The organism is Cloacibacterium caeni (assembly GCF_907163125.1).
Classification (GTDB): Bacteria; Bacteroidota; Bacteroidia; order Flavobacteriales; family Weeksellaceae; genus Cloacibacterium; species Cloacibacterium caeni_B.
This window is the reverse complement of sequence record NZ_OU015319.1, coordinates 1968662-1981974: the sequence shown is the minus strand read 5'-3', so window position 1 is coordinate 1981974 and position 13313 is coordinate 1968662. Positions and strand designations below refer to the sequence as shown.

The 13313-nt window shown below is 31.1% G+C and carries 17 protein-coding genes and 1 tRNA gene; 14 read left to right on the top strand and 4 right to left on the bottom strand.

All coding sequences use genetic code 11. The features are described from left to right. Positions 1–106: 106 nt before the first annotated feature. Together KKQ79_RS09175 and KKQ79_RS09170 are read right to left on the bottom strand one after the other, a co-directional pair. Positions 107–493 carry a DUF423 domain-containing protein gene (locus KKQ79_RS09175; protein WP_213189855.1) on the bottom strand — a complete coding sequence of 129 codons (387 nt, stop codon included), beginning with the start codon at positions 491–493 and terminating at the stop codon, positions 107–109. Beyond that, positions 493–1821 carry a hydroxymethylglutaryl-CoA reductase, degradative gene (locus KKQ79_RS09170; protein WP_213189853.1) on the bottom strand — a complete coding sequence of 443 codons (1329 nt, stop codon included), beginning with the start codon at positions 1819–1821 and terminating at the stop codon, positions 493–495. Before KKQ79_RS09170 ends, KKQ79_RS09175 begins: the two co-directional genes overlap by 1 nt. Before the next feature lie 199 nt (positions 1822–2020). Between KKQ79_RS09170 and KKQ79_RS09165 the strand changes: the two genes are divergently transcribed. From KKQ79_RS09165 to KKQ79_RS09100, 14 genes are all read left to right on the top strand, one after another. After that, positions 2021–2091, top strand: a tRNA-Gln gene (locus KKQ79_RS09165). A gap of 137 nt (positions 2092–2228) precedes the next feature. Then, positions 2229–2390 carry a hypothetical protein gene (locus KKQ79_RS09160; protein WP_213189852.1) on the top strand — a complete coding sequence of 54 codons (162 nt, stop codon included), beginning with the start codon at positions 2229–2231 and terminating at the stop codon, positions 2388–2390. Positions 2391–2406: 16 nt separating this feature from the next. Next, positions 2407–2667 carry a hypothetical protein gene (locus tag KKQ79_RS09155; RefSeq protein ID WP_213189851.1) on the top strand — a complete coding sequence of 87 codons (261 nt, stop codon included), beginning with the start codon at positions 2407–2409 and terminating at the stop codon, positions 2665–2667. Positions 2668–2681: 14 nt separating this feature from the next. Further along, positions 2682–2939 (top strand): hypothetical protein, encoded by a 258-nt coding sequence (locus tag KKQ79_RS09150; protein ID WP_069797254.1) that lies wholly within the window; start codon positions 2682–2684, stop codon positions 2937–2939. A 114-nt stretch (positions 2940–3053) separates the two neighbouring features. After that, a complete protein-coding gene (locus KKQ79_RS09145) occupies positions 3054–3617 on the top strand; it encodes a hypothetical protein (protein WP_213189850.1) in 564 nt (187 codons plus the stop codon). Positions 3618–3793: 176 nt separating this feature from the next. Continuing rightward, complete coding sequence (locus KKQ79_RS09140; protein ID WP_213189849.1) at positions 3794–4351, top strand: helix-turn-helix domain-containing protein; 558 nt, start codon at positions 3794–3796, stop codon at positions 4349–4351. A 17-nt stretch (positions 4352–4368) separates the two neighbouring features. After that, positions 4369–4815, top strand: a complete 447-nt coding sequence (locus KKQ79_RS09135) for a response regulator (RefSeq protein WP_213189847.1) — start codon at positions 4369–4371, stop codon at positions 4813–4815. Positions 4816–4821: 6 nt separating this feature from the next. Continuing rightward, complete coding sequence (locus tag KKQ79_RS09130; RefSeq protein WP_213189846.1) at positions 4822–7851, top strand: PAS domain-containing protein; 3030 nt, start codon at positions 4822–4824, stop codon at positions 7849–7851. A 433-nt stretch (positions 7852–8284) separates the two neighbouring features. After that, positions 8285–8446: a lmo0937 family membrane protein gene (locus tag KKQ79_RS13980; protein ID WP_104794433.1), complete on the top strand. Its 162-nt coding sequence runs from the start codon at positions 8285–8287 to the stop codon at positions 8444–8446. A gap of 4 nt (positions 8447–8450) precedes the next feature. Beyond that, positions 8451–8753 carry a YtxH domain-containing protein gene (locus KKQ79_RS09120; RefSeq protein WP_213189845.1) on the top strand — a complete coding sequence of 101 codons (303 nt, stop codon included), beginning with the start codon at positions 8451–8453 and terminating at the stop codon, positions 8751–8753. Positions 8754–8802: 49 nt separating this feature from the next. Then, positions 8803–9066 carry a GlsB/YeaQ/YmgE family stress response membrane protein gene (locus KKQ79_RS09115; RefSeq protein WP_246501373.1) on the top strand — a complete coding sequence of 88 codons (264 nt, stop codon included), beginning with the start codon at positions 8803–8805 and terminating at the stop codon, positions 9064–9066. Positions 9067–9107: 41 nt separating this feature from the next. Continuing rightward, positions 9108–9623 (top strand): hypothetical protein, encoded by a 516-nt coding sequence (locus tag KKQ79_RS09110; protein WP_069797248.1) that lies wholly within the window; start codon positions 9108–9110, stop codon positions 9621–9623. Between the two features lie 37 nt (positions 9624–9660). After that, positions 9661–9900 carry a hypothetical protein gene (locus KKQ79_RS09105; RefSeq protein WP_213189844.1) on the top strand — a complete coding sequence of 80 codons (240 nt, stop codon included), beginning with the start codon at positions 9661–9663 and terminating at the stop codon, positions 9898–9900. A gap of 120 nt (positions 9901–10020) precedes the next feature. After that, on the top strand, positions 10021–11958 hold the full coding sequence (locus KKQ79_RS09100) for an ABC-F family ATP-binding cassette domain-containing protein (protein WP_213189843.1): 1938 nt from the start codon (positions 10021–10023) through the stop codon (positions 11956–11958). Here the strand turns inward: KKQ79_RS09100 and KKQ79_RS09095 are convergent. Beyond that, positions 11955–12500 (bottom strand): mechanosensitive ion channel family protein, encoded by a 546-nt coding sequence (locus tag KKQ79_RS09095; protein WP_213189842.1) that lies wholly within the window; start codon positions 12498–12500, stop codon positions 11955–11957. The genes KKQ79_RS09100 and KKQ79_RS09095 overlap by 4 nt on opposite strands. A 262-nt stretch (positions 12501–12762) precedes the next feature. After that, a complete protein-coding gene (locus tag KKQ79_RS09090) occupies positions 12763–13248 on the bottom strand; it encodes a hypothetical protein (RefSeq protein ID WP_250131223.1) in 486 nt (161 codons plus the stop codon). Between the last annotated feature and the right edge of the window lie 65 nt (positions 13249–13313).

Here is a 13313-nt window from a genome sequence, read left to right as displayed (position 1 = left end):
CTAAAATTTTTATTTAAAAGTTAGTTTTCACAAAAATATAAAAAAAGAGGCAAGTAGAAAGGAAAACCCATCAAGTTTTTTGCCTAATTTTTAATGATAATTTATTTTAAAACTTAGTCTTGGCGAAAACATAGATTAATAAAGCCCAACCTAAAATCATAAACAAACCACCAATTGGAGTGATAGGCCCTAAAAATTTAAGATTCGTCTTTAAAATGTCTTGAAAACTCAAGAAATAAATGCTCACTGAGAATAGAAACGTTCCCAAAATAATGAACCAAGCGGTAGTTTTTTCTATTCCTGTTTCAAATTTTAAGAAAAATCCTATGAGGAGAAGGAGTAAAGCATGATACATTTGGTATTTTACACCGGTTTCAAAACTGGTCAATCTTTCTACAGAAAGAACTTTCTTTAAAGCATGCGCACCGAATGCTCCTAAAATTACAGAAGTTAATCCGTACACTGCGCCGATGATTAAGGTAATGGTTTTCATTATTTATTTCTAAGTTTATTTAATTCTGAAATCACTTCGTGGTGACTTACTGTTTTGTCTTTAAAATAGTTGACAAAATATTGTTTTTCCTCTTCTGTAGCGCCAAATTGATTTAAAATATTGAACAAATGCATTTTCATATGTCCTTTTTGGATTCCTGTAGTTACCAATGAACGAAGAGCAGCAAAATTCTGAGCTAAACCAGAAACTGCCAAAATACTCATTAATTCTTGAGCAGATGGTTTTCCAAGTAATGCTAAAGAAAATTTCACTAAAGGATGAAGATTGGTTAAACCACCTACTACACCAACAGAAATCGGTAAATCTATCCAAAATCTGAAAATTCCGTTGTCTGTAGTACAATGCGTAAGAGATTTGTATTTTCCGTCTTTACTTGCATAAGCATGCGCACAAGCTTCTGTAGCACGGAAATCATTTCCAGTAGCGATTACCACAGCATCAATACCGTTCATCACACCTTTGTTATGGGTAGTTGCTCTGTAAGGTTCTATTTCTGCGATGGTAACGGCTTGTTTAAATTTCCAAGCGAATTCTTCGTTAGAAATTCCGCTGTCGTCTTTTAAATCATCTATTTTACAAGAAACTTCGGCTCTTACAATACAATCCGGAGTGAAGTTAGACAGAATATTCATCACAATCTGAAGTGAGTTTTTCTCATCTTCTGAGAAAGCATCAGATTGAGCTACTTCGTCTTTTAACGTTTTTCCGAACTGTTCCAGACAAGAATTGATAAAATTAGCACCCATAGAATCTACCGTGTTGAAACTAGCCTTGAGTTGATAATAATCTGCTAATTCTGAAGTTTTATCTATGAGTTTAATATCTAAAATTCCGCCACCACGCTTTCTCATGTTTGCGGTAATATCTTCTGTAGCTTCAAAGAGTTTTTTCTTTAAGGTAAAATTGAAAAAATGCAATAATTTATGCGCTTCTACTTTAAAGATAAAGTGTGTGTGTCCTAATTTCTCGGTATTAATAATCGTGGTTTTGAAACCGCCTCTTTCTAACCAGAATTTTGCAGATTTAGACGCTGCCGCAACTACAGAACTTTCTTCTACAGCCATTGGTAAAGCCATCAATTTTCCATCAATAAGGAAATTTGGCGCAATTCCGTAAGGCATGTAAAAGTTGGTAATGGTATTTTCGGAGAATTCTTCGTGGAGTTTTTGTAAGTCTGGATTATCGTTCCAATATTGCTGAAGAATCTGTTGGTATTCTTGGTTTCCTTGTAAATATTCGTTTATTAACCAATCAATTTTGTGTTGTTTCGAAAGTTTAGAAAAGCCTTCAATTGGTTTATGATTCATAGAATTGTTTTTTTACTTTTCAAAGATACAAAATTTGAAGAAGAAGACTAGAGTAGTGTTTTTACAAATAAACTATGAGAGAAAGTGATAAAAAAAACAGTTTGAAATTCAAGTAAATAGAGATTTTTTGTAATTTTTTTTGTTTTAGCTATTGCAAATAGAAAAATTTGTATTAAATTTGCACCACCAAAAACGGTATAGACTCATGGTGTAACGGTAGCACTACGGTTTTTGGTACCGTCTGTCGGGGTTCGAATCCCTGTGAGTCTACACTTATAAAGAAACCTTCTGATTTTTCAGGAGGTTTTTTTGTTTCTAAAAATTCTATAAAATTCCAAAAAAATTCTATAATGCTCTGTTAATGTTATTGTTGAATCTTTGCAATGTAAACATCAAAGATTAAGAAAATGACAACGATAATACATAGTGCAACTACTTCTGGATACAAAATAGTGAATTCTATTTTACAAAATGAATACGTGCAATTATCTGCTCAATATCTTACCGCAGATTTTATGATTATGGCATTAATTATAGAATCTAAGAAAATCCTACATAAAATTATCTAACACCAAAAACTAAACTATGAATAATTTAAAACACATAGAAGATTATTTTATAAAGCTTCACAGGAATTTTGGTATTTCTGAATTGTCTTACCAGAACAGAAGATTAGAACTAGACGAAAGCAATATGAAACAATTGGTTTTCGCTTCTGAAGCTTTTGATGAGGAATTTGAAAATCTCGTAGATCATTGCTCCATGATTTATGATGAATTACAAAAGGGCTTTTCTTTAAAAATAAGAAAAGATGTGAACAATAATTATTTAGTTAACGTAATTTAAAAAATTAGAAAGTCATGAACATTTTATTATTAATACTCGCAGCCATTTTTATTGGATATTCTATAGAAACCTTCCATGAAAGTAGAACCAAACTGAATATTGTAAAAGTTATCTTATTCTCTTTTTTAGTAGCATTTCTCGCTAGTGGAATAAGCGCTTATGTTTTAGATAAAAATCTATTTACAGATTTATTTGACGGGACGCTTCTCTTCAGCGGAATTGTAACGTCTATTATAACTACTTATTTTTTGAAATCTATCGTAAGTGAATAAAAATAAAATTCTGTAACAGTTTCAGAAAATCATATAAAACAAAAGATTTCAGTTCTGTGCAACTTTGCAATAACATAAAAACAATATAAAACTTAACACAAAAAATTTAAAATTATGAAAAACGTAAAAAGAGCTATTTTAGGAATAGGAATTTTATCAGCAGGTTTATTAAGCGCACAAAGTGCAGAAATGACAAACATGATTAAAATTGGAGGAAATGTAGGAATAGCTGCTCCATCTACCAATGCTTCTGCAAATTTAGGTTTAGATATTGCTTATCAACATTTGGTAACTCCAGGATTTGGATTAGGGATTGCTACAGGTTATAATCACTTCTTCGGAAAAGACAATGATGGAATCGAAAATAATGATTTCGGTGTAGTTCCAGTAGCAGGTTTAATCAGAGTTTATCCTAAACAAACAGGATTTTATTTCGGTACAGATTTAGGTTATGCTTTTATCACAGGTGATGAAAACGTAGCAGCTAATGCTCCTGTTGCAAGACCTGATGGTGGTTTTTATCTAAAACCAGAATTAGGATGGCATAACAGACATTGGAATGTAGCATTACAATACACCAAAGTTTTCACAGGTTCTAAAGGAGACTTACCAGGACAAGATTTTAATGCAGCTTCTCTAGGTTTAGGTGTTGCTTATAACATTCCTTTAGGTGAATAATTTCATCCACAAAAACTAAAAGTTAAAAAAGTAGTTTTCTCTTCATATAGTTTATTATTTAGTAAACTCTCACAAGTACGGATTATTTTGTTATTTGTGAGAGTTTTTTAAGATTTTAGACAAAAACAATGAGAGCTTACTTTTTTTACTAACTTTATAAACTAAATAATAACACAATGAAGATATTTACAAAATTCGACTATAACGCAGTTTGTAAAAAAGTATTAGAAGAAAAATTAGACCAATTAGGTGCTAAATATAGAGTAGTCGCTTTTGGTGAAGTAGAATTTTTAGAAAAAATTCCTACCGAAAAGATGAAAGAATTCCGTGCAGAATTAGAAGAGTACGGCATTACCATCATCGAGAATCAAAAGACCGTTTTGATTGAAAAAATTAAAGAAGCAATCTTAGAAATGGTTCATTCTGAAGAGCCTATTAATGTAAAAGCTTCTGTTTATCTTACCGATAAACTTAATCACAGTTATGGTTATCTATCCAATTTATTTTCAGAAGTTACGTTTAGTTCTATAGAGAACTACATTATGATGCAGAAAATAGAAGATGCCAAAAATTTAATCATTAAAGACAATCTTACCTTAACCGAAGTTGCTTATCGATTAAATTACAGCAGTGTAGCACATTTAAGTACACAGTTCAAAAATATTACAGGAATTACTCCATCTCAGTTTCAAAGAATTATTACCAAAAGAAGAGAAATTGCAAATAAAAAATAAATCTAAATAAGAAAACTATGCAAACAGATTACATTCACATCATCTTAGCAGATGACGACGAAGATGACAGATTATTCTTCACCGATGCTTTTTCTGAACTGAAAATAAATACCAAAGTTCACACTTACAATGATGGAGTAGAACTCATGAATTATCTTAATTCAGATGAAGCTATATTGCCGCAAGTCCTATTTTTAGACTTGAACATGCCAAAAAAGAATGGGATAGAATGTCTACACGAAATAAAATCCAATAAAAAATTTGATGATATTGCCATTGCCATTTATTCTACCTCATCTTCAGAAGAGCATATAGAAGAAACCTTCGTAAGTGGCGCGAATATTTACATCAAAAAACCAAATGATTTTGATACCCTTAAAAAAGTTTTGTCAGATGTAGTGGCTATTAATTGGCAATACCATACTTCTGGTCTTAATAAAGATAATTTTTTACTGAGAATGTAATTTTATATGAAATTTACGAACAGACCTCTTTTTCTTAAAATTATTTTTGCTATAACCATAGCAATTATACTTTTTATTTCTTCGGTTTCTTACAAACATATTAGAGCATTGCATGATACTAATGAAATTGTAGAACACACCTATCGTGTACTGATAAAAATAGAGCATTTATTTACTAAAATTAAAAATGTAGAAATAGACAGAAGAAATTACTTATTGACTCATGACAAAAAATTACTCCGTCAAATTGAGTTTGATAAAGTAGAAATTAAACAAAATCTAGAACAACTCAGAGAAATAACTTCGGATAATCCTTACCATTTTCAAACGACTAAAAAATTAGAATCTTTAATAGAAAAAAAACTGAAAGTAGTAGACGAAGTCTTAGATCCAAACTTTGATTTAAATGATAACCAGAAAGTTACAGATAATATCTACAGAGGAAAAGCGGTGATGGATGAAATTTCTGCCATTATTAGAAATCTAAGACAATCTGAGACTCATCTTCTAGAAACCAGGTCTTTAAAAAGTGATCAAGTCAATAAATACACACCACTCGTGAATTTATTGACCTTCTTTGTTACAATTGTTCTCTTAATTCTTGCCATTATCAAAATCAATAGAGATTTAAAAGAAGCGACCATCAATAATGAAAAGCTAATTCTTGCAAATGAAACCGCGAATCTTGCCGAACAAATCGGTAATTACGGAACATGGCAACTTAATGTAGAAACCAAAAAATATACTTTTTCCGAAAATGAATATCGTCTCTTAGGTTATGAGCCTAATTATTTAGAAGATAATCATGAGGGATTTATGAATAGAATTCATCCAGAAGACTTGTATTACGTACAAGGAATTGTCTCTGAGATGATTAATCATGAAACTTTATCACCATTCACTTACAGAATCATTAGAAACGATGGAGAAGTAAGATATCTGCGTACTTCTGGTAAAATGATAAAAAATCTTAAAAACGAAAAAATCTTATTAGGAATTACCAGCGATGTAACAGAAGAGATAGAAAACCAAAAAAATATTTCAGAAAAAAATATTGAATTAGAAAAGAAAAATAGAACTCTTTTCTTGGCTAATGAAACCAATAAAGAAGCAGAAATTGCGGGTAATTACGGTACTGCGCAATGGTTTGTAAAAGATAATAGATTTATATTTTCTGATAATAATTACCGCTTATTTGGTCTAGATCCTAAAGATAAACCAGAGTTTTCTGATTTATTTAAACAAGTGCATCCAGATGATAAAGCAATGGTAGATGCTACATTAGAAGAAATGGCAGAAAAAAAATCTTTTAATCCATATATCATCAGAATTATTAGAGCAGATAACCAAGAAATAAAATATCTGTCTATTAATAATAAGCATATAAAAGATGACAGTAATGAAGAATATGTGCTCATTATTTTTCTAGATGTTACCGAAATTTTCAAAGCACAGAACACCATTTTAGAGAGAAATAAAGAACTCGAAAAAATCAATAACGAAATGTTGCTCTCGAATAATGCATTAAAATTTGGTGAAGAAATTGGTGGGTATGGAAATTGGAGTTGGAACATCAAAGAAAATACTTGGTATTTTTCAGACAATCTTTACAAATTATTAGGAGCAGAACCAAAATCTTTTGAGTCTAATCTAGATAACTATTACAACTATGTGCATCCAGAAGATGTAGAATATTTTAAAACTGTAATGGCAAAAATGGAAGAAGAAGAAAATCTTCCTGCCTTTACTTATAGAATTTTAAGGCCTTCAGGAGAAATTCTTCATGTGAAAGGAGTAGGAACACCTACTTATGACTCTAATGGAAATAAATTTTTAGCAGGAGTAGTGGTTAATATTTCAGAAGAAGTAAAAAACAGCCTAATCCTTCAAAAAGCTTTCGAAGAACTTAAATATTACAATGAAAGTAGTAAAGAGGCAGAAATTATCGGGAAATATGGTTTCTGGAAATGGAATGTAGACAAAACTGAGTTTGAGTTTTCGGATAATATTTTCAGACTTTTTGGAGTGGAAAAAGAAAATTTTGATCCTAAAGTAGATAATTTTATTCCGTATGTATATCCAGAAGATTTAGAGTATGTTCTAGAAAATCTTCAGAAATTACAGAATAAAGATAAAAACGCAAAACCTTACGAGCATAGAATTGTAAAAAAAGATACTGGCGAAATAAGATACATTAGAGTTTCTAATAAGCCGATTGAAGATTCACATGAAGGTTTTTATTATCTGATGATTACGCAAGATATTACCGAAGAAGTCAATAAAAATATAGAAACCAATCAAAAAAACAGAGAACTAGAAGCGTCTAACAAAGAATTACAGGCATTCAACTATGTTGCCAGTCATGATTTGCAAGAGCCGTTAAGAAAAATTGAAACGTTTATCTCTAGGTTGGAAGCCAAAGATTATCAAAATCTTACGGAAACTGGTCAACAGTACTTTGATAGAATAAAAGTTGCTGCTGGAAGAATGAGATTGCTCATCAAAGATTTACTGCAGTTCTCCAGAACCAATAAATCTGAACAAGTTTTCGAAAAAGCAGACCTTAATGATTTGCTGGAAAACGCAAAACACGAAATTGCAGAACCTATAGAAGAGAAAAAAGCAGTGATTCATACCGCTCATCTTCCGAAAATGAAAGTGATTCCTTTCCAGATTCAGCAGTTGTTTATCAATTTATTGGGGAATTCTATTAAATATTCTAAGCCAGACGTTGCTCCAGAAATCAAAATTGATTACGAAAAAGCATCTTTTGAAAAAGTAGGAAATGTAACTTTCACTGCGAAGAGAATTTTCCACAAGTTTACTTTTACAGATAATGGCATTGGTTTCTCACCAGAATATTCGGATAGAATATTTGAGCTTTTTAGCAGATTGCACAATAAAGACGAAATCGCAGGAACCGGAATTGGTTTAGCCATTTGTAAAAAAATTGTAGACAATCACAAAGGCTTCATCTTCGCCGAAGGAAAACCAAATGAAGGAGCCACATTTACCGTCTATTTGCCAGAAGTTTAAATAAAAATCATTAAATATTAAAACACGCTTTTAGAGCGTGTTTTTTTATGCAAATTCTATAACAATAACACAATTTTTTGTAATGAGATTGCTTGGCAATTGTCACATCTTTGTCATGTAGAAAGCGAAGAAAATTCTTCAGAAAAGTTATTCATTTTATTCTACAATATTTTACTTCTGCTTTTTTAAAAAGGATTAAAAATTGAAATTTTATAACATCTTAAAATTCTAAAAATTTTAATTAAAATGATGTAATAAATTGTAAATCAAAAATTTAAATCTTTGTATTGTTAAAATGAAACAACAGATTTTAATTTTCATTGAAACAGAGAAGTAGCAATTATATAACAAAGCATTGAAATTATGTAACGAGAAAAATAGGAAATTTTTAAAATTTTGCAGATTAAAGAGATGATATAAATTATTATGAGTTATGAATAAATTTACCTATTTCACGGTTACATTGTTAATAATAATATGGGCAATTGGATTTTTCTTCTTCGAAACAAGTATACTGATTAACATATTATTTGTCTTAGCGCTTTGTATTATGATTTACGAAATTATAAAAGACGATATTAACAATAAACAGTAAAATTATGAACACCACAGCAAAAAGAACATTAGGAGTATTAGGCGCAACAGCAGTAGGCGCAGTAGCAGGAATTTTATTTGCACCAGCAAAAGGAAAAGACACCAGAGCAAAACTGAGAACACAAGCAAAAAATGCTCAGTCTAAAACCAAAGAAACGATGAATCAATTTTCTGAAAAGGCAAAAAGCAAATACAATACTATTTCAAACCAAATTTCAGAAAAAGTAAAAGCAAACAAAGGGCAGATTTTATCTTCTGCAAAGAGCATGACTAAGGAAGTAGAAACAGAACTAGATGCTCTTAGATAAACACATAAACACACACACCAAATAAATATTAACACTAAATCACAAAATTATGATCAATATTATCGCATGGATTATTTTCGGCTTAATCGCTGGAGCAATCGCAAGATTTTTAAAACCAGGAAATGACGCAGCTGGTTGGATTACTACCATTATCATTGGTATCGTAGGTAGCGTATTAGGAGGTTTTTTAGGAAGAATTTTCTTCGGAGCAGACGTAACAAATGATGTTTTTAGCTTTTATAGCTTAGCCATGTCTGTAGTAGGAGCCATTATCGTACTCTACGCTTATAATGCACTTTCTAGAAAGGCATAAACCACACACACACATCACATAAACACCAAAAACAATAAATTATGAAAAAGTTAGCAACCGCACTATCTATTGGTGCATTCTCACTTGTGTTTTCACAGGGAGTAAATATTTCAAAATTTCACAGAGCTTATATCGCTCAAGACGAAAATAATGTAGCATTTTTAGTAAAAGCTCCAGATGATGAGCCTTCTAAAATGCAAGCGAAAATCAAAGCAATTAAAGCTAAAGAAAATGTAGCTCCGTATTCACAAGTTCCACTTTTACCAGGAACAGAAAGACCAAGTTTCGGACAAAGCAAACAAGATTTTATAGATGCTGTAAATGCTAAAATTGATAAGAACGCAGTTACAGGTTCTGGTACTCAATACACACACGTAAGTTTCTTGGTAACAGAAACGGGTAAAATTTCAGACGTGAAAGCTTCAGGAAATAATGAATCTCTGAACTTAGCAACTATTTTAGCGATTTATGACCTCAACCAAGGATTTGTTCCTGCTAAATACAAGGGAAAAAATATGGCTTCTGTAGTTCATATGAATATCCCAGTAGAACTATAATTTAAAAACACCAAAATAAACATAAAAACATAAAATTATGGAAAGATCTAATATCGCTAGAAGATTGCAAACTTTTGCAATGGCTGTAATGGCTACTCTAATTGGAGGATTAGTTTGGGCGCAAGAAAAAGCAGCACAATTAGACGTAGACGTAGACATGAATAAAGGTACGGATATGTCTGGAAACTGGATGCAGAATCCATTAATTTGGGTAATTGGCGCTCTAGTTCTCATCATTCTAATTGCATTAGTTGCAAGAGGAGGAAATAGTAAATAATTTTTTTATCATCATTTATATTTCTCTTTTTAACCAAAAAAAACTGTATCTTTTTATAAGGTGCAGTTTTTTTTATTTTTAAAGCGTTATTTTTGCAGTCTCAAAAAATAACAAATTATTATGCTTTCAGTTCAAGGTCTTGGTCTTCATCATTCAGGAAATTATCTTTTTAGAGATGTAAATTTTACCATCAAAAAAGATGATAAGATAGGTTTGGTAGGGAAAAATGGTGCAGGAAAATCTACACTTCTCAAAATGATTTCCGGCGATATTAACTTCTACGAAGGAAACATAGTTCCAGACGGAAATATTACCATCGGTTTCTTAAAACAGGATTTAGATTTCGTAAAAGGAAGAACCGTTTGGAATGAGACACTTCAAGCTTTCGAGCAAATTAATGCTTGGAAAAAAGAATTGGAAGAAGTAAATCACCAATTAGCAACTAGAACTGATTATGAATCAGATGTTTATCATGATTTAATCCATAAAATGACAGATCTTAATGATTATCTCCATCATCATGATGCGTATAATCTGGAAGGAGATATAGAAAAAGTTTTGTTAGGTCTTGGCTTCAAAGCTGCAGATTTTCATAGACTTACCGATGAGTTTTCTGGAGGTTGGAGAATGAGAATAGAATTAGCTAAATTATTACTTCAGAATAATGACCTTTTGCTTCTGGATGAACCTACCAATCACTTGGATATGGAATCCATTATTTGGCTAGAAAATTTCTTGAAAGATTATAATGGTGCTATTGTTTTGGTAAGTCACGATAAGCAGTTTATGACTTCGGTTTGCAACAGAACTTTTGATATTAATAATAAAAAAGTTGACGATTATAAAGCCAATTATACCAAATATCTAGAACTTAGAAAAGACAGAAAAGAAAAACTGATTCAAGCGAAGAAAAACCAAGATACAGAAATTAAGCAAATGGAAGATAATATCAATCGCTTCCGTGCTTCTGCTTCTAAGGCTTCTTTCGCACAATCTCTCATTAAAAAATTAGAAAAAATTGAGAGAATTGAAGTAGAGAATGAAGACGTTTCTAAGTTTAATATTCGTTTTGTACAAAGTGTAGTGCCAGGAAAAGTGATTTTCGAAGCACAAAACTTAGGCAAAAAATACGGGAATCATCAGGTTTTTGATCATGTAGATTTCTTTGTTCAACGTGGTGATAGAATTGCGCTTCTCGGACAAAACGGACAAGGAAAAACCACTTTAGCAAAAATTTTAGCAGGTGAAATCAAAGATTATTCTGGTGAATGGAATCTTGGGCATAATGTAAACATAGGATATTTTGCACAGAACCAAGAAGAAGTTCTAAGTCCCGAAAAAACCGTTTTACAAGAAGCAGAAGATGCTGCTACAGAAGAAACCAGAACCAAAGTTCGTGATTTACTAGGAAGTTTTCTTTTTTCTGGTGAAGATGTAACTAAAAAAACGAAAGTGCTTTCTGGAGGCGAAAGAAACAGATTGGCGCTTTGTAAATTATTGCTTCGTCCTTTCAATACTTTGATTATGGACGAACCTACAAACCACTTAGATATTCAGTCGAAGGAGATTATCAAGTTGGCTTTACAGAAATTTGAAGGAACTATTATTGTGATTTCTCACGACAGAGAATTTTTACAAGGATTGTGTGATAAGATTTTCGAGTTCAGAGATGGCAGTATGAAGGAGTTTTTAGGAAATATTAATGAATATCTAGAATACCGTCAAAAAGAATCTTTAAGAGAAATCTCTGCAGAAAAATCTAAATTAAGTCAGGAAGCTGAAATAAAAGCAGAAGAAAAGAAAGAAGCTGCTACAACCGAGGCAAAATCTCAGCAAAACGCTAATGCTTTTGTAAGCAAAGAACAGAAGAATCTTCAAAATAAATTGAAAAAAATTGAAGAAAAAATTGCAGATTACGAAAAAGAAATCGCTCAACTAGAAAGTATTTTCGCCAAGTCTAATCCTTCTGATGCAGAACTGAAAAAATATCAAGATTTGCAAGACGAATTAGCTGCTACCATGCAAGAATGGGAAAATATCGCCAAGAAATTAGGCTAAGATTTTTTACTGTGATTGATAAAAGGAGTGTTGAAAATTAACTGATTAGGAACATAAACGGTTTCGCCGTTTTCTGTTCTCAGTTTGGTAGTGAGCATACTGATGTCTTCTACTGTTCCTTTTATATTACTGATGGTTACTAAATCTCCAATTTGAAAAGTTTTTTCAAAATTTACAGCTGCACCTGCAAAAATTCCAGAAACTACATCTTTTAATGCAACTCCTGCAATTACACCGGCAATTCCTAAACTACCGATAAATTTCACCATGAAACTGCCTAGATGCATAATTTCTAAGGCAATGTAAATTCCTAAAGCATAGAGAATATATTTGGCAAATTTGGCCAAAAGAAGAGGTGTGTTTTTGTTAGCGTTTTCAGGAAAAATGCGGTACAGAATTTTCGTGATAATACTGATGAGGTATTTGCTTAAAAAAGAAAATGCAATAACAAATACGATTAACAAAACGATATTCGGAACTAAGCTTACGATAATATTCCACCATGTGGAAAGTTTTTCTTGGATAACCTCTATATTTTTCATGCTTCAAAAATAAAAAAACGGCGAGACAAAATATAAAATATTTTATCCCGCCTAAAAACACAAATGAAAAAATGTTAATTTATTTAGATTATATCTAATTATTTAATAATTGCCTAACGAACGTTAAGTTGATTTTTTAACAACTTATTATCTTGTAATGACTTTTATATCAATGTTTTACAATTAGTTAAAAAAGCTTTGCAAAGTTACAAATTATTATTTAATACGCAATAAATTTTGTAAAAAAATATTTTTTCTATAATTATGCTAATGTCAAAAATAATGCCAAAGCTAAACCTATTGCAGTGGCAATCATTCCTTTTCTGAAAATTTGAGATTTTGGATTAAACATCCAAAATGATGAAATCACAAAAAAGAATAATGAAATTCCAAAAATCGTATTCAATAAATAAAATTTATGTTTAGAATCTGATTTATGCAATTCTGTCATTTTCTTTAAAACGTAAGGAAGTTCTTTTTTAGTATATTTTGCTTCTCCTGTTTTTACATTATAAGTTCCTTCTTTGAAGAGGATAAGATCTCCTTTTTGTTCCTTTACTTCGAAACCTTTTATTTTAAGTTCTTTTCCTAATTTATCGGTAGGAATATTGGCTTCTATTTTTTTTTCAATTTTCTTTTCTTTTTTAAGGAAATCTGTGTCTCTGTAGATTAATAATACCCCACTAATCGCGTAAACGGCCATAATTCCTGCCATAAAATAACCGATATAGCGGTGTAAAAGTCTCATTGTAGTTCTTGTGCTCTTCATGTTCTAAAAGTATAGTTTATTAAGTTAGTTTAAAAGGTAAAAGT